The 22,223-nt window shown below is 72.7% G+C and carries 13 protein-coding genes and 2 pseudogenes; 5 read left to right on the plus strand and 10 right to left on the minus strand.

What is annotated here, in order from left to right; translation table 11 throughout:
* The first annotated feature begins 190 nt into the window (after positions 1-190).
* The 5 genes and pseudogenes from glgX to ACZ4VF_RS36435 all read left to right on the plus strand — a co-directional run bounded on the left by glgX (position 191) and on the right by ACZ4VF_RS36435 (position 5,761).
* On the plus strand, positions 191-2,434 hold the full coding sequence (gene glgX, locus ACZ4VF_RS36415) for a glycogen debranching protein GlgX (protein ID WP_467931420.1): 2,244 nt from the start codon (positions 191-193) through the stop codon (positions 2,432-2,434).
* Positions 2,435-2,546: 112 nt separating this feature from the next.
* The gene (locus tag ACZ4VF_RS36420; RefSeq protein ID WP_189306018.1) at positions 2,547-3,053 is read left to right on the plus strand and encodes a SigE family RNA polymerase sigma factor; all 507 of its coding nucleotides are present in this window, start codon (positions 2,547-2,549) and stop codon (positions 3,051-3,053) included.
* Between the two features lie 10 nt (positions 3,054-3,063).
* Positions 3,064-3,615 carry a hypothetical protein gene (locus ACZ4VF_RS36425; RefSeq protein WP_467931421.1) on the plus strand — a complete coding sequence of 184 codons (552 nt, stop codon included), beginning with the start codon at positions 3,064-3,066 and terminating at the stop codon, positions 3,613-3,615.
* Positions 3,616-3,767: 152 nt separating this feature from the next.
* A pseudogene (locus ACZ4VF_RS36430) lies at positions 3,768-4,499 on the plus strand (dolichyl-phosphate beta-glucosyltransferase); the annotation flags it as partial.
* Positions 4,500-4,522: 23 nt separating this feature from the next.
* The gene (locus ACZ4VF_RS36435; RefSeq protein ID WP_467931423.1) at positions 4,523-5,761 is read left to right on the plus strand and encodes a hypothetical protein; all 1,239 of its coding nucleotides are present in this window, start codon (positions 4,523-4,525) and stop codon (positions 5,759-5,761) included.
* Positions 5,762-5,806: 45 nt separating this feature from the next.
* Here the strand turns inward: ACZ4VF_RS36435 and ACZ4VF_RS36440 are convergent.
* The 10 genes and pseudogenes from ACZ4VF_RS36440 to ACZ4VF_RS36485 all read right to left on the minus strand — a co-directional run.
* Positions 5,807-7,090, minus strand: a pseudogene (locus ACZ4VF_RS36440) (DUF2087 domain-containing protein); the annotation flags it as partial.
* Positions 7,091-7,125: 35 nt separating this feature from the next.
* Positions 7,126-7,854, minus strand: coding sequence for a hypothetical protein (locus ACZ4VF_RS36445; protein WP_467931425.1), 729 nt, complete (start codon positions 7,852-7,854; stop codon positions 7,126-7,128).
* Positions 7,851-9,119 (minus strand): MFS transporter, encoded by a 1,269-nt coding sequence (locus ACZ4VF_RS36450; RefSeq protein ID WP_467931427.1) that lies wholly within the window; start codon positions 9,117-9,119, stop codon positions 7,851-7,853. The genes ACZ4VF_RS36445 and ACZ4VF_RS36450 overlap by 4 nt, the downstream gene beginning before the upstream one ends.
* Before the next feature lie 5 nt (positions 9,120-9,124).
* Positions 9,125-10,384 carry a hypothetical protein gene (locus ACZ4VF_RS36455; RefSeq protein ID WP_467931428.1) on the minus strand — a complete coding sequence of 420 codons (1,260 nt, stop codon included), beginning with the start codon at positions 10,382-10,384 and terminating at the stop codon, positions 9,125-9,127.
* 86 nt (positions 10,385-10,470) lie between these two features.
* Positions 10,471-12,819: a B12-binding domain-containing radical SAM protein gene (locus ACZ4VF_RS36460; protein ID WP_467931429.1), complete on the minus strand. Its 2,349-nt coding sequence runs from the start codon at positions 12,817-12,819 to the stop codon at positions 10,471-10,473.
* A gap of 104 nt (positions 12,820-12,923) precedes the next feature.
* Positions 12,924-13,073, minus strand: coding sequence for a hypothetical protein (locus tag ACZ4VF_RS36465; protein WP_467931431.1), 150 nt, complete (start codon positions 13,071-13,073; stop codon positions 12,924-12,926).
* Positions 13,074-13,321: 248 nt separating this feature from the next.
* Positions 13,322-15,184, minus strand: coding sequence for an ABC transporter ATP-binding protein (locus ACZ4VF_RS36470; protein WP_467931432.1), 1,863 nt, complete (start codon positions 15,182-15,184; stop codon positions 13,322-13,324).
* Positions 15,181-16,989: an ABC transporter ATP-binding protein gene (locus ACZ4VF_RS36475; RefSeq protein WP_467931433.1), complete on the minus strand. Its 1,809-nt coding sequence runs from the start codon at positions 16,987-16,989 to the stop codon at positions 15,181-15,183. Before ACZ4VF_RS36475 ends, ACZ4VF_RS36470 begins: the two co-directional genes overlap by 4 nt.
* 452 nt (positions 16,990-17,441) lie before the next feature.
* Positions 17,442-17,930 carry a hypothetical protein gene (locus ACZ4VF_RS36480; protein WP_467931434.1) on the minus strand — a complete coding sequence of 163 codons (489 nt, stop codon included), beginning with the start codon at positions 17,928-17,930 and terminating at the stop codon, positions 17,442-17,444.
* A complete protein-coding gene (locus tag ACZ4VF_RS36485) occupies positions 17,930-21,847 on the minus strand; it encodes a DNRLRE domain-containing protein (protein ID WP_467931436.1) in 3,918 nt (1,305 codons plus the stop codon). Before ACZ4VF_RS36485 ends, ACZ4VF_RS36480 begins: the two co-directional genes overlap by 1 nt.
* Positions 21,848-22,223 lie beyond the last annotated feature (376 nt).

The raw sequence follows: 22,223 nt of genomic DNA on the forward strand, positions 1-22,223 counted from the left end.
CGAGCCACGCGGTGGGCAGAACAGAGGGAAGGACGACAGGCCGGGCGAGCCTGAGCCAGTGGGAGGCTCGCCCGGTCCGACACGAGCCGTCGGGGCGCAGCCGTACCGGCGGCCGGGGCGCCGCGCGGGTGCGCTCCCGGCTTCCCGGTGGGGCCGACCGCTGGCGCGCCACTGAGAAGAGGGGCCGACAGTGACGAGCGCAGCCGAGCAGCGGGCGCCGGCCGGGGAGCCGGCCGCCGGGAGCGGGCAACCGGCGGCGGCGAGGGGCGCCCGGCGGGCCGTTCCCCCCGTCCCGGCCGTGTGGCCGGGCACGCCGACCCCGCTGGGGGCCCGGTTCCGGGTCGGCCCGGACGGGGTCGCGGGCACCAACTTCGCGCTGTGGGCGGCCGGTGCGGAGGCGGTCCGGGTGTGCCTCTACGACGAGCACGGCCGGGAGACGCGGATCCCGCTGACCGAACTGACGCACGAGATCTGGCACGGCTTCGTGCCGGGCGTGATGCCCGGGCAGCGGTACGGCTACCGGGTGGACGGCCGCTGGGACCCGTGGACCGGCGCCCGCTGGAACCCGGCGAAGCTGCTGCTCGACCCGTACGCGCGCGCGGTGGACGGGGAGTTCCGGCTTCCGCCGGAGGTGTACGGGCACGTGAGGGACTGGCCGGACCAGTCGGTCGCCGACACCGTGCGCGACGAGCGGGACTCGGCGCCGTACGTCCCGAAGGGCGTCGTCGTCCACGACGACGACGACTGGTCGGACGACCGCCGGCCCAAGACTCCCTGGGCGGACTCGGTCATCTACGAACTGCACGTGCGCGGCTTCACCCGGCTGCACCCGGACATACCCGAGGAGCTGCGCGGCACCTACGCGGGGCTCGCGCACCCGGCCGCGATCGAGCACTTGGTGAGACTGGGCGTCACGGCCGTCGAACTGCTGCCCGTCCACCAGTTCGCGCACGAGGACCACCTCCTGCGCCGGGGCCTGCGCAACTACTGGGGCTACAACTCCATCGGCTACTTCGCCCCGCACGCGGCCTACGCGGCCTCCGGTACGACCGGGGGGCAGGTCGGCGAGTTCAAGCGGATGGTGCGCGCGCTGCACGCGGCCGGCATCGAGGTGATCCTCGACGTGGTCTACAACCACACCGCGGAGGCGGGCGAGCTGGGGCCGACGCTGTCCCTGAAGGGCATCGACAACCGCGGCTACTACCGGCTCCAGGGCGACGCCCGCCGGTACGCCGACTACACCGGCTGCGGCAACACCCTGCACGTCGTCCAGCCCCAGGTGCTGCGCCTGATCACCGACTCGCTGCGCTACTGGGTGACCGAGATGGGCGTGGACGGCTTCCGCTTCGACCTCGCGGCGGCGCTGGCCCGCTCGATGCACGACGTCGACATGCTCTCCCCGTTCCTGGCCGTCATCGCCCAGGACCCGGTGCTGCGCCGGGTGAAGCTGATCGCCGAGCCGTGGGACATCGGCTCCGGCGGCTACCAGGTGGGTGCCTTCCCGCCGCTGTGGACCGAGTGGAACGACCGCTACCGCAACACGGTGCGGGACTTCTGGCGGCACGCCCTGCCCGACGTGCGGGAGATGGGCTACCGCCTGTCCGGCTCCAGCGACCTGTACGCCTGGGGCGGCCGGCGCCCGTACGCCTCCGTCAACTTCGTCACCGCGCACGACGGCTTCACCCTGCGCGACCTGGTGTCGTACCAGACCAAGCACAACGAGGCCAACGGCGAGAACAACCGGGACGGCACCGACGACAACCGCTCCTGGAACTGCGGCGCCGAGGGCGAGACCGACGACGAGGACGTACGGGCCCTGCGCCGCCGGCAGCTGCGGAACCTGCTGACCACCCTGCTGCTGTCCACCGGTGTGCCCATGCTGGTCGCGGGCGACGAACTGGGCCGCACCCAGCGCGGCAACAACAACGCCTACTGCCAGGACAACGAGATCGGCTGGCTGGACTGGTCGCTGCTGGAGGAGCCCGGCTGGCGGGCGCTGTGCGAGCTGACCTCGCGTCTGATCGCGCTGCGCCACCGGCATCCGGTGCTGCGCCGGCGGGCCTTCTTCTCCGGCCGCGCGCAGACCGCGGACGGGCTGCGGGACCTGGCCTGGTTCACCGCGCGGGGTGCGGAGATGACCGAGGCGGACTGGTACGCGCCCGCCGCCACGCTCGGCATGTACCTGTCCGGGCGGGACATCCCCGGCCGCGACGAGCGGGGCGCGCCGGTGGTGGACGACAGCTTCCTCGCGGTGCTGCACGCGGGCGACGGGCCGACCGGCTTCGTGCTGCCCGGGCCGCCCTGGGCGGGGCGGTACGAGGTGGTCGTGGACACCTCGTCGGAGGAACAGGACGAACCGCCGGGTACGGTGCACCCGGCGGGGGTGGAGATCACGGTTCCGGCGCGGACGGTGCTGCTGCTGCGGGTGGCGTGAGTCCGGGTGACACCCGTGCGTGACGCGGATCACGCCCGCCGAGTGCAGCGCCGACGGGGGTCAAAGGCCTTTCTCCTGGTGTAGACAGCCGGCGAGAACGGGGACCGTGGGAATGGAGCAGACCAGGGCCGGTGAGTACGACGCGTTCGTGGCGGCCCGCTGGTCGGTGTTGTTCCATCTCGCCCGTCTGCTCACCGGAGGGGACCGGCACCGCGCCGAGGACCTGTTGCAGGAGTCCTTGGTCAAACTGTGGTTCGTCTGGCCGAAGGTCGCCGACGAGGCGCCGGAGGCCTACGTGCGCAAGGTGCTGGCGCGGGCCGCGGCGCGTTCGGCCCGGCGGCGCTGGTGGGGCGAGCGACCCGTGGAGCAGCTGCCGGAGGTGGCCGCGGCCGGCGACATGTCGGCGACCGTGGCCGAGCGGTCCCGGCTGGAGGCGGCGCTCGCCCAGCTGACACCGCAGCAGCGGGCCGCCGTGGTCCTGCGCTACTACCAGGACCTGCCCGACCGGCAGGTCGCGGAGACCCTGGGCTGCCCGGTGGGCACGGCCCGGTCCCATGCCGCGCGCGGGGTGGCCCGGCTGCGCCGGCTCCTGGCCGACGTCATCGAGCCGGTGGGGTGAGGGAGGAGTCATGGATCACTTCGAGCGGCAGCTGACGCAGCTCCTGCAGCAGGACCGGCAGCCGGCGCCCTTCGAGGCCCGGCACCGGGAGGCGCTGCGCGCGGGGGTGCGGGCCCGGCGCCGGGTGCGCACCGCGCGCCGGACGGCCGGCTCCGTGCTGGCGGTGGCCGGGCTCGGCCTCGGCCTGTTCCTGTGGCCGCACGGCCACACCGTCGACCGCCCCAGCGCGCCACGGCCCATGGTCAGCCCGGCACCGACGCCGAGCAGTCCGCCGACCGAGTCGCCGACCCTGTCGCCGAGCGCGCCGCCGTCCTCGCCGTCCTCGACCTACTCGACCTCCTCGACCTCCTCGACACGGACGGCCACCGCGCCACCCGACGGGGCCTCGGTCACCCCCGAGCCGCCCGCGACCACCCGCGCTCCGGCCACCGCCACCCACGCGCCGCCACCGGCCACCGCCACCGCCCGCCACGACAGCACCACACCGCCGGCCACTGCCTCGGTGAGCGCGCCCGCCGAACCGTCGGACGAACCCTCGTCCGCGGTGAGCGCGAGCGGCTAGCCGGCTCCGTCCCTCCCGCCCGCGCCTGCCTCGGCACGCCCGACACACAAGACCACACGGGGAACCACGTGACATACATCCGACCGAGCCGATCGAGCAGGCCGGGCCGGCCCCAGGCCCCGGCCACGGCCCCGGCGCCCCGGCGCACCCCGCTGCGGGCGTCCGCGGCCGCGGACGGGGAGCCCGTCCTGGACGTGGCCGTGCCGGTGTTCAACGAGGAGAAGGACCTGGAGCCCAACGTCCGGCGGCTGCACACGCACCTGCGGGACACCTTCCCCTACCCGTTCCGCATCACGATCGCCGACAACGCGAGCACCGACCGCACCCCGGCCATCGCCGCCCGGCTGGCTGCCGAACTCCCGGAGGTGACCTCGCTGCGGCTGCCCCAGAAGGGCCGCGGCCGGGCCCTGAGGGCCGCCTGGTCCGGGTCCCGGGCGCCCGTGCTGGCCTACCTCGACGTGGACCTGTCCACCGGGCTGGCCGCGCTGCTGCCGCTGGTCGCCCCGCTGATCTCGGGCCACTCCGACCTGGCCATCGGCACCCGGCTGGCGCCCGGCGCGCGGGTGGTGCGCGGGACCAAGCGCGAGGTCATATCCCGCTGCTACAACGTGCTGCTGCGGTGCACGCTCGCCGTCGGGTTCTCCGACGCCCAGTGCGGTTTCAAGGCGGTCCGGCGGGAGACCGCCGAGCGGCTGCTGCCGCTGGTGCGGGACGGGGAGTGGTTCTTCGACACCGAACTGCTGGTGCTCGCCGAGCGGGCGGGCCTGAGGATCCACGAGGTGCCGGTGGACTGGGTCGACGACCCGGACAGCAGCGTCGACATCCTCGCCACCGCGCTCGCGGACCTGCGCGGGATCGCCCGGATGCGGCGCACCCTGGCGCGCCGCCGGCCGCGGCCGGTGGTCCGGTGACCGCGACCCTGCCCCACATACGCCCCGCCGCCCCCGGCTCCGCGTCCGGCTCCCGGCTGCGGGCCGCCGCCCGCCGGCACGGGCCCGTGCTCGCCATGTTCGGCACGCTGAAGCTGGCCGGTTTCTGCTCCTTCCTGTACCTGCTGTCCTCCGCCGGGGACTACCGCGCCAAGCACCCCCGGTTCGGCGGCGGAGCGCACGCCTGGGACGTGCTGGCCACCTGGGACGGCTGGTGGTACCAGCAGATCGCGGTGCACGGGTACGACCCGAAACTCGTCCCCGTCCCGGGCGCCACCGGCCTGATCACGCTGGAGGGCAACTCGGCGGCGTTCTTCCCGCTGTACCCGGCCCTGATCCGGCTGACCTCCACGGTCACCGGCCTCGGCTCCTACGGCGCCGGGCTGCTGGTCTCGATCCTCGCCTCCTTCGCCGCCGCCCTCGGCGTCTACGCCGTCGCCGAGCGCTTCGGCGGCCGGCGGGCCGGGCTCGCGGCGGCCGGGCTCTGGGCGGTGTGGCCGGGCTCCGGCGTGGAGTGGGCGGTCTACTCCGACTCCCTCTACGTGGCCCTGGCCGCCTGGGCCTGCCACGCCATCCTCACCCGCCGCTGGCTCACCGCCGGGGTGCTCACCTTCGCGGCCGGCCTCAACCGGCCCACGGCCGCCGCGCTGATCGCCGCGCTCGGCGTGGCCGCGCTGCTCTCCCTGCGCCGCCGCGAGGACGGCGCGCTGCGCCCGCTGCTCGCCATGGCCCTGGCCCCGCTGGGGCTGCTCGGCTACCTGCTCTGGGTCGGCAACGAGATGGGCGACCTCGGCGGCTACTTCAAGCTCCAGTCGGGCGCCTGGGCGCACCGGTTCGACTACGGCAAGCAGACCTGGGACGTACTGACCTCCGTCCCCGTGGGCAAGTTCGACTACCTCTTCGCGTACCCCTTCGCGGACGTCATCTCGGTCGGCGTCATCCTGCTCGCCTGCGCCCTGCTCCCCCTGCTGCTACGGCTGCGCCCGCCGGCGGTACTGGTCCTCTACACCGTCCTCACCCTGGCCCTGGTCCTCGGCAGCCAGCAGATCGTCGCCAACATCTCCCGCTACCTGCTCCCCTGTTTCCCCCTGTTCCTCCCCCTCGCGGTCGCCATGCGCCGCCTGAGCCTGCCCGTCCAGTACACCCTGCTGACCATCGCGGCCCTGGCCTCCGGCTCGTACGCGGGGTATGCGCTGTTCGAGCTGGGGGTGCCGTGATCCCGCCTGCCGGGGCGGGGCCGGGTGCCACGGACGCCAGTACTGCCCGTCGGCGCGGGCGAGCAGTTGCTCTTCCACCAGGTAACGCCGTAGCGCGGCCACATCCGGGTGGACCTCGCGCAACAGGTTGTTGACCGCGACCTCCGGGTAGCGCCGGCGGGGTTCGAAGAGCTGCACCACGTTCTCCAGGAACACCCTCCGCTTGCCGCGTTTGGCGGGGATCGTCGTCGGCGCCGGCGGCTTCGCACGGCGGGGTGACGCCTCCCGCCAGACGTCGTCGGCCGGCGCCCAGCCGCTTTCCGTGTGCGTGACGAGTCCGGCCCTCTCAAGGGCAACGAGCGCTTTCGCGATGCGCTCGGAGGACATGCCCAGGCGCTCGCCGACGCCCTGGGCGGTGTCAGCGCGCAGGACCACGGCGCTGTAGACCGAGCGGCGGGTCGCGTCGGCCAACGCGGCGAGGACGCGGTCCGCACGGTCTTCCCCGCCGCTCCTCGGCCGGGTGTACGGCGGGCCGCCCAGTCGAGGTGGCTCGGTGGAGCCCGTCTCGCCCAGCGCCTTCAGCTCCTCGGCGAACGACGCGCCCCTGTCACGCTCCCAGGCCCCGTGCTTGCGCAGCAACAACAGGCCCGTCTGGCGGTGCTTGTGCGGCTCGTTGAGGGCGAGGACGTCCATCCCGCTGTCCGGTGCGGCAGCCTGGCGGCGAAGCTCCTGCAGCAGCGGTGTCGGCACGATCCGGGCCGCCACCCGGGTGTCCCCCCGCTGGTCGGACGTCTCGACGGTGGTGGCCAGGTACGGCTCGTGCAGGACGACCGTGCCGCCGGGGGCCACACGGGGCCAGAGGGAGGTGAGGAACGCCGCGTCGTCGCCTTGTGTGCCGGCGTCGAGCCAGACCAGATCCAGCGGGCCCCAGCCGTCGAGTTCCTCGTCCGTCAGTGCGAAGAAGTCGCGCTCGATGAAGGTCAGCATGTCGTCGAGGCCGAGATCCCGGGCCGCCTCCCGCACCCGGTCCGCGGAGGTGCCCGGCACGGAGATGTCGTCGACGACGAGCAGCTTCGGCGTGTAGTCCGCGACGGCGGAACGGGGGTGCAGGACCGAGGCCCGTTCGTGCGCCACGGTCTCGCCGTCGATGATGCGCCGGTCCTGAGCCGCCTCGGCGCGTGCGTCGCGCAGTCCGAGGAGAAGGTGCAGTGTCGATGAGCCGGCACCCACCTCGACCACCGTGCGCGGACGCACCATCCTGGTCAGTGCCCGCAAGGCGGGACCGGCGTTCTCCGTTCCCATTCCCGGACGAGTCAGACCGGTCAGCGCTTCGGACGTCGGGTCAGTCATGGGTCATCCTCTCTTCGGCCTGCTCCCGTCTGTCGTCACTCGGGAGCGACGGCCCGGAGCAGGCCGGCGGACAGCATCCGGTCCGCCGCGTCGGTCAGTGGCGCGGGCAGTGAGCCGGCGGGGATCCCGTCCCCGTGTCCGGCGCACTGCCACAGCCGGAGCGCGGCCGCGCCCACCTTGAGGAAGTTGCCGGTGGGGACACTGGCGAGGAAGTAGACCCCCTGGTCCCGTTCCACAGCCTCCGTCCAGGCCTCCTGGACCAGAAGCCGGCCGCCCGGTCCCGGCCGTACGGCTACGGGGGAGGGATCGGCGTGCAGCAGCCCCAGTCGCAGCAGTCCCACCAGGAAGTGGTCCACCAGGAGGTGGTCCACCGCCTCCTCGGACGTCACCCACCGGTCGCGCACCGCGGTCACGGACGCGCCCCGCACCAGGAGTTCCCCCACCGGCCGGGGCACCTCCGCGAACGCGGGGAGGTCCGGGCCGAAGAGTGCGGTCACGGGGCCGCCGTCGCGCACGAAGGGCACGGGCGTCTCCTCGGTCCGCACGTTCCTGGGCAGGCGCAGCCCCGTGCCGGGGGGCAGCCGGCGCGGCCAGACGAGGCGGTCGGTCTCCCGGGGAGCGGGCGGTGGCGTCAGGCTGAGCACGGTGCCCTGGGCCCGGTCCTGCCGCGACCAGGCCAGCTCCCAGGCGAGCGGCAGGGAGGCCCCGGTCTGGGCGCAGAACCGGGGCAGGACGGGATCGAGGAGGATCCGCTGGCGGGTCACGACGCTTCTGCCTCCGAAGCCTGTCGAGGAGGGACGGACACGCGGGCGTCAGCCGGGGCCGGGGCGGCCAGCGCCCGTGTCCGGAGCCAGCCGGCCGAGCCCACGACGAAGGCGACGGCACCTCCGGCGAGGATGCCCCAGCGGGCCCCGTCGGCAGGGGCGAGCCCGGCCAGAGAGAAGCCCACGGCCACCGCGCTCTGCAGCGTCGCGCCGTAGGCGGCACCGACGCGGCCGCGCACCTCCTGCGGGCAGTCGGCCATGACATGGGTCCGCAGCGCCACGTTCTGCACCGCGTTGGCCATGCCGCCGCAGAGCGAGGCCGCCAGCATCACGGGGAGGACGAGATATGCGGCGGTCACCAGATAGCTGAGCCCGATGACCGCGGCGGCGCCGACCGCGACGACGGCGGTGGGCAGGCTGCCGAGCCTGCCGCGCAGCACGAACGGTCCTACGACCAGGCCCACGCTCCAGGTGGCCAGCACGATGCCGTAGGAAGCGGTCCCGCCCGGAATCTCATGAGCGAAGAACGGCATCAGGACGTTGACGACGGAGGTCGAGGCCACGGTGACGACGATGGTGGCGAGTGCGGTCCGCCGCTGGGCTCCCGCCCAGAGCAGGGACAGACCGGCCCGCAGACCGCCCTTGGCCGCTTCGGCGGGCGGAGAGGGGGTGTCGGCCGCCGGCGAGGGCGGCGCGGGCATGGCGGACAGCCAGTGGGTGATCACCGGCACCGCCAGCAGGGCGAAGGCGAAGGTACCGGCGTCGACCGCCAGTGCCAGTCCGGTGCCACCGTGCGCGGTGAGCAGACCCACCAGCAGCGGGCCGACGATGTAACCCGCGTTCCTGGTCGACTCCATGACACCGTTGATCCGCAACTGCGCCTCGGAAGCGGGGAACAGCCGTGGGACGAGAGCCATCACGCACGTCTGGGCGACGGCGCCCAGGGCCCCGAGGAACAGCATGGTGGCGATGAGGAGCACCGGTCCGTTCGCGAAGCCGGCGGCGGCCGTCGCGATGAGGCACTCCAGTGCCAGCGTCACGCCCAGGACGACGTCGAGCCGGAACCGGTCGACGATCCGCCCGATCGGCCCGCCCAGGGCGATCCCGGGCACCAGACCGGCGAGCATCTGGGCCGACACCACCGAGGTGAGCCCGGTACGGTCGGCACCGCGCAGGGCGAGCGCCACCAGGGCCACCTCGTCACCGACTGTGCTGATCAGCAAGGCGACGACGGCCAGCAGAGCTGGTCCCTTGCTCCGTGGCACCGACATCACAGGACCGGCTCGACGGTACGCGCGGTACCGGACTCGGCACCCTCGACCAGGGTCGCCCGCCAGGCCGACAACCTGAGGAGGACGGCGTGCAGAAGGGGTACGGCGGCGCTGTCCGTCTCCCGTTCCCACTGTCCGAGATCGAGTGTCTCCCCCGAGGCCAGCGCGGTGAGGGCGGTTTCGAGCCGCGGATGGTCGGCGACCTTCACCGTGTGCCCCTGCACGGCGACGGCGCGGCGCCCGTCGGCGAGCGGCCGCTGGCGCAGCACGACGTCGTCGCCGAGCCGGACACGGGCGTCGCGCGGCACCGGCACGGGAGACTCGGACGGGCGGCCCACACCCAGACCGCCCGAGGTCAGCGCACGCATGCCGTGTTCCCAGACGGCGTCCTCGATCTCACCACGCGACAGACCGGCCAGTGCGTCGAGGGTCGCGGCGGTCGGGGCCGGGATGCCGTCCGGGACGTGTGCGTCGGCACCGGGCTCGCCCGCTGTGCGCGCTCGGCCCAGCAGGCCGCCGACGGCTTCCAGGACGACGGCGGTCGGATCACTCCTGGTGAAGAAGGCGATGTTGACGTTCACCGCGACCGCGTCGGGGGACTCGCCGACGTGCAGCTGCCTGGAGGGGAAGTACGTCAGCGCTCCGGGCTCGCCGACCAGGACGTCGGCCAGTTCGCGGGCCGATGCGTAGTCGGCGGTGTGCTGGGGAACCTGCTCCGCGTGCTTCGGCGCCCAGGTGAGAAGGGTCTTGCGGCCACGCAGAGTGAAACCGAAATTTCCCGCGTGGTCGACGTGCACGCCAACGTTGGTCGAGGTGTACCGGCCGATGAAGGTGTCGATGTCCACCCGGCCGGCGACCCGCGTCCCGGTGTGGCGGAAGACGTCGTCGGACATCCGCTTGGCCCGGTCCCACAGCGGCGCCGAGACCGCGTGCAGGCCGGAGACGGCCACACTCCACTCGTGGTCACGCATGTACCGGTCCACGCGAGCCAGGTAGTCGTCCAGCGAGCGGTCCTCGGGCAGCGGGAGGAAGACCCGCGTGTCGATCGGCTGGGTCCGGCCGTCCACCGTCACCACGACCTTCGGGAGCCCGGACCCCTCGGGCCGGTTCTCCGGGTCGGCCGCCAGGACCAGTGCCCGCAGCACCTCCTCGTCTCCTATACCCAGCTGGACGGGCGAGGATGGCAGGGAGAGCGGCGCCTGCTCCCAATGGCGGGAGGCGAACTCCTTCCAGAAGCGGTCCGTTTCGGACCCTGCCACGGGGAGGGGGTGGGACACGACTGAGACTCCTGCATTCGGGCCGCGGCATGCGGCGTTGGTCGGTTTGCGGTGACGCCGGCCGGTCGTCATCCGGAGCGTTGAGCGGCCCCCGCCGGCACAGCCGTAGCGAGCAGCTGCGGGTGGAGGAAGGCCGCGGCGACGACCCCGTGCCCGGCCAGTTCGTCCAGCAGCGGCATCAGCCGCTCCTCAGGCAACCGGGTCCGGGCCGACAGTTCGGCCGCGGTCGCGCCGTCGGCCGTGAGCAGCCAGACGAGTCGGCCGGCGGCGGACACTCTGACCCGCTTGTCGGTCTCCGGAGAGGCCAGCAGGCAGCTTCCATCGGACCGGCTGTCCAGCACCTCGTGCGGCTGGGCCGCGTACCACAGCGACGCACTCCCCTCGCGGGTGCCGGCCGCCTCGACGGTCAACGCCCGATGGGCCGCGAGCCGGACCAGCGTGGCCGCCGTGGCTCTGGCCGACGGGACGTTCTCCAGCAGGCCGGCCACGGTCTGCGGCGGTCCGTCGAGCAGTCGGTCCCACTCCCGGGGCACGGTCAGCAGGGCGTCGCCCGACGGCACGTGCAGCAGGATCCCGCGCTCGGTGGCCGACACCCGGACACGCACCTCGTCCGCGAGCCGAACGCGCGTTTCGGGGCGCAGCTCCGGGCGGGGAGCGGATGGCGCGGCCAGCTTCCGGGCCGGCAGTTCCGCCTCGGCCATCGCCCACAGGAACGACCACTCCTCGGCGTCCCCGATCCAGGTGCCCCGGTGGAACGCGGCACCCGCGGGGCTTCCCGAGCCACCGGAGGTGAGCCGCACCGCGTCCTCCTGGGTGAGGCCGTCGGTGACCGTGTAGTCGAGGTCAAAGGCCAGGTCCTCCCCCTCCGCGGGGGGAATCAGCTCGACGCCGAACAGGTCGGGGCGTTCCCCCACGGGGGAGAGCACGTCCAGGATGAAGGGTCCGTTGGCGGCCGTGGAGTACGGGACGTCGTACTCCTCCACGGAGCGGCGCAGCGCCTCTGCGGCGAACTCCTGGGTCCGCACCGCCTCTTCCTCCGTCTCTCCGGGGAAGCCGGTCATGCAGAACAGGTGGACCGGCACCTTGTTCCCCAGCAGGGCGTCGAGGGAAGGCTCGATGTCGGCCACCTTGGTGCCCTTGCGCATCAGATCCAGCACGCGCTGGTTGTAGGACTCCAGGCCGAGATCGAGGCGTCGGCATCCCGAGCGCCGCAGCGTGGCCGCCAGTTCGTCGTCGAGTCCCTTGCTGAACCGGGTCTCCCCGTACCAGAACAGCTCGTGGCCGCCTTCGACCAGCTCTCGCGACACCCCGCGCAGCGAGGTGAGCGTCATGATCTCGTCCACGAACATGAAGGTGTCGGTGCCGTGCCGGGTAGCCAGGGTGGCCATGTCGTGCACGACCTGGTCCGGGCGCCGGATGCGGAACTTGTTGCTGGCGAACGGGATGGAGCAGAAGGCGCAGTCCCATGCGCAGCTGCGCGAGGCCTGGAGAGGGAGGACGGGACCGGGGGCGAAGTAGCGGTCGAGCGGCAGGCCGTCGAAGTCCGGCGTCGGCAGGTCGGAGACGTCGACCATGGCGGCCGGCGTGCGCAGCAGCCCGCCCCGGCCGTCGCGTTCCAGCAGTCCCGGAACAGGGCGGTCGTCGGCCCCGCTGATCCGGTCGCAGAGGGCGGGCAGCGCGTCTTCCCCCTCATAGGACACGAAGGAGTCCACGTACTGGAAGAACGGGTGTTCTTCCTGCCAGCGGCTCACCATGCGTGTGGTCAGGTTGCCACCCATCACCACATGGACATCCGGACGGGCACGCTTGACGTGCCGGGCCACGGTGAGGGCCGCGATGAGCTGGGTGTCGGCGGACACCGAAATGCCGACGACGGCAAGGTCGGAATCCGCCAGCTCAGCGATGGGCCGGTGCTCGAGTGCCCAGCCGTACACATTGCGGTCCGGCGAAACGGCCGCTTCCAGTACGGAATCGGAGCGTCGGTGGGAGAAGCACGAGAAGTTCCCCCGCAAGTCGAAATTCAATCCCGGAAAGGAAGCGGAAACACAGGCGAGCCCATTGCGCACGACCGTCGCGGCATCGGTGAAGGCGACCGGATCCCTCAGAATGGACCGAGATTTCAGTGCCGTGCGGGCGTGGTCGATACGTTCGATGCTGTCGCCGAATACGGCGAGGGTCTCCTCATGGGCGTACCGTTCTGCGGCGGACATCCCGACCAGCCGCCGTTCGGCCTTCGGCAGCAGGGCCGTCAGCCCCTCACGGGAGAGCAGCCAGTCCGTCTGCTCGATGCTCAGATCGAGGGACGACACCTGCCATCCGTGCCGACGCATCACCGCAGCCAGCAGGGGAACCGCGAGGTGCGGCGCGTAGACGTTCCAGATGGGCGGGTTGACGAGAAGTATTCGGGGTTTCCGCATAAGAGTTCTCGTGGGGTTCCGTTGCTGGACAGGGAGCCGAGTACGGCCATCAGGGCGCGGACGGATCGCGCTTCAGCGAGCCACGCTGATCAGCTCGTGGCCGGTCAGCTGTTGGCGGACTCCTGAAGAAGGGCGTACTTGCTGTTGACACGGTTCGGAACGACGGCCTCGACAGAGAGGGCCTCGTCGACCTCGGTGAGGGCGAGAAGGGCGTCGACGTCGAAGTCGTTGGCGGTCTCGGCGTTGAGGTTCATGGATGTCTCCTCTTCGAGTAAAAGGTGCTCCGTGGAACGTGCGTTGCTTCACGGCCTTCGCTCGACTCCCCAACCGTCCAGCGCGCGAACGAATGTAACTTCAAGATCACGGCCCCGCAAGAGGGATTTCCATCTTTCGTTACCCCGCGCCCGGACGGCACTGTCCGATGTTTCCCGAATGGCGCCTTACAAATTGAAGCGACCGGTTTCGATGCCGTCGGTACCTTGCGCCGCGGAAATTTCCCGGCTTACGCCAGGCTGTCCCGCCACGCCCGGTGGAGGTCCGCGAAGCGGCCCGTGCTCTTGATCAGGTCGGCCGGGGGGCCGTCCTCGACGATGCGGCCGTGTTCCATGACCAGGACCCGGTCCGCGATCTCCACGGTGGACAGCCGGTGGGCGATGACCACGGCGGTGCGGCCCCGCAGCACCGTCGCCATGGCCCGCTGCACCGCCCGCTCCCCCGGGACGTCCAGCGAGCTGGTCGCCTCGTCCAGGATCAGCACCGCCGGGTCGGCGAGCAGCGCCCGGGCGAAGGCGACCAGTTGGCGCTGCCCGGCGGAGATGCGGCCGCCGCGTTTGCGGACGTCGGTGTCGTAGCCGTCGGGCAGCGCGCTGATGAACTCGTGGGCGCCGATCGCCTTCGCGGCCCGCTCGATCTCCTCGCGGGTGGCGTCGGGCCGGCCGATCGCGATGTTGTCGGCGACCGTGCCGGAGAACAGGAACGCCTCCTGCGTCACCATGACCACTCCGCGCCGCAGTTCGAGGACCGGCAGTTCGCGCAGGTCCACGCCGTCCAGCAGCACCCGCCCGGCCGAGGGGTCGTAGAAGCGGGCCAGCAGCTTGGCCAGGGTCGACTTGCCGGCGCCGGTGGAGCCGACGACGGCGACCGTCTGCCCGGCCGGCAGGGTCAGGTCGAAGCGGGGCAGCACCTCGCCTCCGGTGCGGTAGGCGAAGCGGACCCCGTCGAAGACCACCTCGCGACCCGGGATGCCGCCCTTGCGGGGCGGGAGTTCGCGGGGGTGGGACGGTTCCGGAACGGACGGTGTCCGGGCCAGCAGGCCGGCGATCTTCTCCAGGGAGGCGGCGGCCGACTGGTAGGAGTTCAGGAACATGCCGAGCCGGTCGATCGGGTCGTACAGCCGGCGCAGGTACAGCACCGATGCCGCCAGCACGCCCAGTTCCAGGGAACCGGACGCCACCCGGTGGGCGCCCCAGAGCACGATCGCCGCGACCGCCGTGTTGGCCACCAGCCGGGAGCCGACCACGTAGCGGGCCATCTCCAGCAGCGCGTCCCCGTTCACGCGCTCGTGCCGCGCGTTCAGCACCGCGAACTCGGCGTCGTTGACGGCCTCCCGGCGGAAGGCGCGCACCGGCCGGATGCCGTTCATCGTCTCCACGAACTTCACGATCACCGCCGCGATCGCCGTGGACCGCAGCCGGTACACCCGCCCCGCGCGCCGCCGGTAGAGCCGGACCAGCAGGTACAGCGGCAGGAAGGAGGCCACCGCGACCGCGCCGAGGCCGAGGTCGAGCCAGAGCAGCAGCGCCGAGATGTAGACGAAGGACAGGATGACGGTCACCAGCTCCTGGAGCCCCTCGTCGAGGAGCTCGCGCAGCGACTCCACGTCCGTGGTGGAGCGGGAGATCAGCCGGCCGGAGGTGTACCGCTCGTGGAAGTCGATGCTCAGCGCCTGCGCGTGCCGGAAGATCCGCCCCCGGAGGTCCAGCAGCACGTCCTGGCTGACCCGTGCGGAGGTCTCGATGAACGCGAACTGCAGCGCGCCGGAGGCGAGCGCGCACAGCAGATAGCCGGCGGCCACCGCGCACAGCGGGCCGTTCCGGTCGTCCCGGAACGCCGGTACGGCGCTGTCGAGGGCGTACGCCACCAGCAGCGGGCCCGCCTGCACCGCCGCCTGCTGGAGCAGCAGCAGGAGCGTGGTCAGCGCGACCCGTGCCTTCATGGGCGCGAGGAGGGAGCGCAGCAGGGCGGCCGTGGCGCCGGGCGGGCTGGGCAGCAGGTCCCGGTCGACGTGGTCGCCCGACTCGCCGTCGCCGTCCGGGCGGGCCGGTTCGTCGTCGGCGACGGCGGGGGTGGAGGTCGTGCTGGTCAACGGGTGTCCTCCTGTTCCCCGGACATCAGGTGGGCGTACTCGGCGTTGTGGCGCAGCAGTTCCTGGTGGGTGCCGACGGCGGCGATGCGGCCGCCGGAGAGCAGGGCGACCCGGTCGGCGAGCAGCACGGTGGAGGGGCGGTGGGCCACGATCAGCGCGGTGGTGTCGGCGAGGACCCGGCGCAGGGCGGCCTCCACGGCGGCCTCCGTGTGCACGTCCAGGGCGGACAGCGGGTCGTCCAGCACCAGGAACCGCGGTCTGCCGACCACCGCGCGGGCCAGTGCGAGCCGCTGGCGCTGGCCGCCGGAGAGGCTGAGGCCCTGTTCGCCCACACGGGTGTCGGTGCCCTGCGGGAGCGCGTGCGCGAAGTCGGCCTGCGCGATGGCGAGGGCCCGGTCCAGCTCCGGCTTCCCGGCTCCGTCGGGGGCGCCCATGAGCACGTTCTCGCCGACGCTCGCGGAGAAGAGGGTGGGCTCCTCGAAGGCCACGGCGACCTTGGCGCGCAGCTCCTCCCTGGACATGGCCGTGATGTCGACGCCGTCCAGGGTGATCCGGCCGGAGGTGACCTCGTGCAGTCGTGGCACGAGCGCGGTGAGCGTCGTCTTCCCGCTGCCGGTGGCGCCGACGAGGGCCATGGACTCGCCGGGGCGGATGTGCAGGTCGACGTGGGTGAGCAGGGGCGGGGAGTCCGGGGGCGCGTCGGGGTAGCGGAAGGAGACGCTCTCGAAGCGCAGGCCCCGGGACTCCCGCGCACGCGTCCCGGCGTCGCCGGCGTCCCGCGCGCGCGGCCGGGCGTCCCGGCCTCCTCCCCGGTCCTCCGGCGCCTCGTCCATCACCTCGAAGTACCGCTCGGTCGCGGTCGCCGCCTCCTGGCTCATCGCCAGCAGGAACCCGATGGAGTCGACGGGCCAGCGCAGGGCGAGGGCCGTGCTCAGGAAGGCGACCAGGGTGCCCGCGGACAGCTCCCCGTCGGCCACCCGCACCGCGCCCAGCACCAGCGCCGCGCCGATAGCCACCTCCGGGAGGGTGACGATGACCCCCCAGATGGTGGCCAGCAGCCGCGCCTTGCGCAGTTCGGTGCCCCGCAGCCGGCCGGACAGCTCACGGAACGCGCGGGCCTGGCTGCGGTGGCGGCCGAAGCCCTTGATGACGCGGATGCCGAGCACGCTCTCCTCGACCAGCGTGGTCAGGTCGCCGACCTGGTCCTGGGCGCGCCGCGCCACCTGCGCGTACCGCCGCTCGAAGACCACGCAGGTCCACATCACGGGGACCGCGGGCCCCAGGATGACCAGTCCGAGCCTCCAGTCCTGGAGCAGCATGACGACCACGCCGACGAGGATGGTGACCGCGTTGACGAGCAGGAACGTCAGGGGGAAGGCGAGGAACATGCGCAGCAGCATCAGGTCGGTCGTGCCCCGGGAGAGCAGCTGGCCCGACGCCCAGCGGTCGTGGAAGGCGACCGGCAGCCGTTGCAGCCGCCGGTACAGGTCCGCCCGCATCTCCGCCTCGACGTGCGACAGCGGCCGGGCCACCAGCCAGCGCCGTATGCCGAACAGGACCGCCTCGGCGACGCCGAGCAGCAGCAGGCACAGCGCGCCGAGCCACACGCCCGCCGGGTCGCGGTCGGCCACGGGGCCGTCGACCATCCACTTCAGGACCAGCGGGATCACCAGTCCGGTGCAGGAGGCGACGACCGCGACGAGGGCGGCGGTGAACAGCCGCGCGCGCACCGGGCGGACGTACGGCCACAGCCGGAGCAGGGTGCGCACGGCGGAACGGTCGGTGGTTGCAGGTGTCGTGGGCATCACTCGCGAGCGTACGGACCGCCACTGACAACGCCCACCGAGTTTTGGCCGGACGCCCGCGCGGACGGGCCCGGTTCCCGCACCGCCGTACCCGATGGCGCGGGGGGGGTGGGCGAGGGACTGCTGCCGGGACGGCCGGGCGTACGCGCCGGGTGGCCCGGGCCGGTGTCCGTGCCGGGCGCGCTGAACGCCTGGCCACATCCTGCGGCACCCGGTGACGACCCGGGTCCGGACGGACGCGGGCTTCCGCACGGCCGGGGTGGTCGTGGGGGAGGCGGTGCGCCCGGGGGTCGCGCTGCCGGGCCGGGCCGCGCCGGCGGGGGGCGAGGAGTCGCCCCGGGTCCCGGGGGGCACGACGGACCGCCCGGTACCGGACCCGGCCGGCGGCCGGGAACCACGACGGCCGGCCGCCGGCGGGAGAGCCGGCGGCCGGCCGCAGGGATACGGAGCGCCTAGGGAGCGACCGGGTCGCCGTCCCCCAGTTGCAGCCACCACACGTCGTCGTCGCGGGTGAGCCGCACCTCCTGTCGCCGGCCGTCGCCGAAACGCAGTTCGACGGCGGCCAGGTACGGCACCACGGGGTCCCGCACCAGCGCGTCGACCGGTTCGCCGGCCTGAGCGCCGTACCGGCTGATCAGCTGCCGTGCGGCCCGTTCCCGGCCGGTGTACCAGGGGGCGCCGAGGCGGGCCAGGTCGGTGGCGTCCCCGGCCGCCAGGCGCTGGACGTACACCTTCAGGAGCGGATCGACGTCACCGGCCAGCTCCCCCGCCTCCGGGTACTCCGACGTCACGGCGTGGACGGTGACGTGCACCGCCGGCGTCTTCCGCAGGGCGTAGGGGGCGGGGTCGCGCAGGAGCCACCAGGCGCCGACGGCCGCCGCCAGGGCGACGGCCAGCGTCACGGCGACCGCCACGAGGCGCTTCCCGGCCGGGGCGGCCATCAGTACCACCCCGGAACGACGTGGAAGATGTCGGCCCAGGTGCCGCGCTGGCTGTTGATGTAGACGTCGAGGCGCTGGTTCAGGCGGTTGTTGTTGTGCGCGCTGACGTACGCCTTGCCGCCCGACATCTTCGTGATGACGCCCGCGTGGTCCCAGCCGCCCTTGCCACCCCAGTTGAACAGCACGATGTCACCGACCCTGGCGTAGCTCTGCTTGGTCTCGGTGTTGATCGCGCCGTCGCTGTGGCGCAGCAGGAAGGTGTGCATCTTGTCGGCGACCGTCCAGGTGTAGGAGTTCGTGTAGTAGTACACGCCGTGCGGGGCCAGGTGCCCGACCCGCCACCAGTTGTCCGCGCTCTTCTTGTCCTTGTTCACTCCCTTCATGCGCATGCCGCCGCCGTAGTACAGGGCCTTGGAGGCGAAGTTGGTGCAGTCCTGGCTGTACTGGGCCCGGTCGTTCCAGTGGTCCCTCGCCCACTTCGCCGTGCCGCTGGCGTTGATGGTGGCGTACGGCGTGATCTGCGACGCGTAGGACGCGTACGCGCTCGGGGCGGCGGTGGCCGTCCGGGTGGCCTGCGTGCCGCCGCTGTCGTTCTCCACGGTCCCGTAGGTGACGGCCCCCAGGGCGCGGTCGTCCTTGGCCAGTTGCTGTTCGTACTGCTCGGCGTTGGTGCTGCCGCGCAGGACCGGGTTGTCCCCGCCGGAGAACGTGTAGCGGACCGTCGCCTCGGTGGTCTCCGGGTCGGAGGGCGCGTCGGCCAGGGTCTTCTGCTGGCCGACCGTGGTGCGGACGGTCACCGTCCCGTCGGCGGAGGGCAGCAGCAGCGCGTCGGAGAGGTCGGTGGTGATCGACGTGTACGTCAGCCCGTTCGCCTTCAGGGAGTCGCGGCTGTCGATCAGCCAGGACTCCTCCGCCTTGAGCAGCGAGGTGTACATGCCGGCGTGCGGACGTCCGTCGACGGCCGCCGCGGCGCTGCTCTTCGCTCCGGTCGTCAGGGAGGCGGCGGACTCCAGGTACTCGCGGACCGCCTGCGTGTAGGCGGCGCCGTCGAGCGGGGCGCCGACCGGCTCGACGGCGGCGCCGGTGACGGCGTCGCTCGTGCCGTAGGCGCTGGAGGCGCTGACCCGGAAGGTGTAGGAGGCACCGTTGGTGAGGCCGGTGAACACGGAGTCGGTGCCGTGGGTGGTGTGCCGGGCGACCTCGGCGCCAAAGGAGTCGAGGGCGGTCACCTCGTAGGTGAGGACGGTGTCGTTGTAGCCGCTGTCCTCACTGGCCCCCCAGGTGACCAGGGCGCCCCGGTCCGCGGCCGTGGCGCGGACCGCCACGGGCGGGGAGGGCGGGGTGGCCGCCTCGTACTCGGCCGTGAGGGTGACCGAGGTGAAGGTGATGCCCGCCGTGCCGGGGGCGTCCTCGGCCCGGCGCAGGACCAGGCCGTTGTTGGCGTTCGCTCCGTCGGTCCAGCCCGTGACCAGACCGGTGACGTCGATGGTCCAGGGCGCACCGGCCGTCAGGTTGGCCTCCGGGGCCGTGACGGCGTCCAGCTGGCTGCCGGTGCCGGTGGTGGGCCAGGCCGCGTTGAGGGCGTGCACGTCCAGGTCGGGTGTCGTCGCGGCCGACTGGAGGGTGAGCTGGGCCTTGGTCACGCGGGCGCCGGCGGGGATCCTCGACACGTCGGCCTTGAGGTAGGTGCGCCAGTTCCTGCCCGAGACGCTGCCGGCCTTCAGGGCGGTGCCGGTCTCCCCGACGCAGGTGTCGGAGTCGGTGCAGACGGTGGCCTTGGTGAGCGGCAGGTCCACCGAGGAGGTGGCGGTCGCCCGGTCGGGTTCCGCGCCGGTCCCGGCGGCGATCGGGGTCCGCTCGGTCCACGCGGAGCACTTGCCCGCGTAGCAGGCCCGCATCGACCAGTCGAACGGTCCGCCGGAGGTGAGCCGGTCGGCCGGGATCTGGAAGCCGGCCCGCTCCCCGTCGGCGACGAGCTGGGTGCCCAGGGTCTGGGTACCGGTGGCGTTGCCGAGGCGGAACTGTGCCTCGACCATGCCGCCGCCCGGCGAGGTGACGACGCCCGTGACGAGCGGCGAGGCGGTGTCCGTCGCGCCGGCCTGGAGCTGGGTGGGCAGGTCGGCGGGCTGCACGGCGGTGGCGTCGACGCGGAAGGTCTTCCAGTCCGACCAGGCCGAGGTGTCGATCCCGTCACCGGTGCGGGCGCGCATCCGCAGGTGGCTGCCGTCGGGAAGGGCCGACGCGGTGGGGATCTGCGTGGTGGCGACGGTGCCGGGCGCGAACTGGGCGGTCTTGCCCGTCCAGGTGTACGTGGTGTCGGCGAAGGCGGGGTCCGGCTGGACCTGGAACTCCGTCACCAGGCCGGAGTCGGCGTCGGCGTCGCCCACCTTGGCCTGGAGGGTGGGTGTCAGGGACCCGGCGGTGGTCAGGGTGGTGCCCGTCTTGAGCGGGCTGACGTCGAGGGAGGCCGGGACGGCGGGGGCGGAGTTGTAGGTGACGATCAGCGACGGCTCGGTGGCCGCGTCGTGCGATCCGTCGACGTAGTTCGCGGAGCGGTAGCGGCGCCAGGTGAGGGGGTCGGTCTCGTCCACGGCGGCGAGGCGCACGCCGTAGTTGGGCTGGCCGTCGGCCCACGCCTGGGCGATGCCGTCGATGTCCCACGACACCTGTCCGGCGGGGCAGGCGGAGCTGTAGCCCTTCGCCGCCGTCGAGACGGGGGCGGAGGCGGTGGTCGTGCCCGGCTGGCTGCCCCAGGTGATGGCGGAGGGGTCCCAGTCGCCGGTGACGCGCCGGACCTGGATGCCGGAGTTGTTCGTCGAGCAGGAGGACGACCAGTGCGAGTACAGGCGCAGGTCGGCGTCGACGATGTGCTTGCCGAGGAAGCGGGCGGTGTCGAACTTGAGGTAGGAGCGGGCTCGTTGGGTCCCGTTGTACGTGCCCGCCTTCAGCTCGGTCGAACCGCGCTGGGACGTCGGATAGTCGTCGTCCTGGATCCAGGTGTCCGTGAGCGGGCCGAGCAGGGTGTTGGTCGGGTCCACGGTGACCGGGTACCTGACGGCGGGGTCGGCGAGGAACGACGCGTCCGGCTTGAGCACCAGGGTCTGGCCGTCGGTGCCGCCCTCGACGGAGACGTCCACGTCGGTGACCTTCGCCGGTTCGCCGGAGGTCTGCCCCTGTCCGGCTCCCCACATGACGGGGACGGGGGCGGTGGCGACCTTCCGGCCGCTGTCGCTCTCCCACAGCAGCCGCTCGTCGGCGGTCTCGCGGAGCCTGAGGCCCTCGGCGGCCACGGGGATCCGCAGCTCCACGTCGTCCTTGGGGCGCTCCTTCAGCACGAGTTGGTGCGAGAAGCCCTCCGGCAGCGCGGTGACCACGAGGTCCTCGCCCGGCCTGACCTCGCTGTAGACGGCGGTGTTGCCCTTGATCTCGGGCTCGGGAAGGGGGCCGTCCCAGCTGATGCCGAGGGTCTTGTCCCCCTCGTCGACCTCGGCGAGGGGGCCCTCGCCGCCGTCGGAGATGCGGATGTCGGCCGCGGCCCGCCGGGGTGCGATGCCGCCGTCGCGGCGGACGAGGGTGGTGTCCAGGTCGTGCCAGGCGCCGTCGTCGTCCTTCACGCGGACCGGTCCGGTGGCCGCCTCCACGGTCACGGACCCGTCGGGGTTGACGTAGGTCGTGGAGCTCTCGGTGCGCAGGTCCGTGACCTCGACGCGTTCCCCCGTCGCGGCGGCACGCCTGCGGGCTTCGCCCGTCGCCGCGTCGCCGTCGTCGGACGCGGCCGCCGCGGTCGCCACCGGGGTGACGGCCTCGACGGCGTCCCGGTGGGCGGGCAGGGCGAGACCGGCCGTCACGACGCCGGCCATGGCGTACGCGGCGTAGACCAGGAAGCGGCTGCCCCCGGGTCTGTGGCGTCTTCTCATGTACGAGATCCTTGCTTTACATGTACTTGGCAAAATCCAAAGGATCTTCACATACAGATCTGGTCATGTCCATGGCTTGAAACCACCCAGGACGCGGGGCACCCCCGTCCGACCTCGCCGCGCTCCCGCGAAGAGTCCGCATACCGAACATGAACATCCGGTCAACGGACCATTTCTGGCCAACTTTGTGACGCGGTCCTGACAGAGGGCGAGATCTCCTGCCACTCTTCCCTGGCCGACTCACAGCAACCCCACAGTTACTGCGCGTCTCTGCGAGCCGGCTCCGCACCCGCACGTGGCTTTGGCGTAACGCCCTGTTCTGCCCGGACGTCCCAACTCACCGTCCGGTCTCCCCTGGCCGCGCGACCCGCGGTCA

Source organism: Streptomyces sp. NPDC029151 (genome assembly GCF_055564315.1).

Coding starts and splice junctions, on each gene's coding strand:
- ACZ4VF_RS36420 (WP_189306018.1), top strand. CDS start 2,547: ATGGAGCAGACCAGGGCCGGTGAGTACGACGCGTTCGTGGCGGCCCGC.
- ACZ4VF_RS36425 (WP_467931421.1), top strand. CDS start 3,064: ATGGATCACTTCGAGCGGCAGCTGACGCAGCTCCTGCAGCAGGACCGG.
- ACZ4VF_RS36460 (WP_467931429.1), bottom strand. CDS start 12,819: ATGCGGAAACCCCGAATACTTCTCGTCAACCCGCCCATCTGGAACGTC.
- ACZ4VF_RS36465 (WP_467931431.1), bottom strand. CDS start 13,073: ATGAACCTCAACGCCGAGACCGCCAACGACTTCGACGTCGACGCCCTT.
- ACZ4VF_RS36475 (WP_467931433.1), bottom strand. CDS start 16,989: ATGCCCACGACACCTGCAACCACCGACCGTTCCGCCGTGCGCACCCTG.
- ACZ4VF_RS36480 (WP_467931434.1), bottom strand. CDS start 17,930: ATGGCCGCCCCGGCCGGGAAGCGCCTCGTGGCGGTCGCCGTGACGCTG.
- ACZ4VF_RS36485 (WP_467931436.1), bottom strand. CDS start 21,847: ATGAGAAGACGCCACAGACCCGGGGGCAGCCGCTTCCTGGTCTACGCC.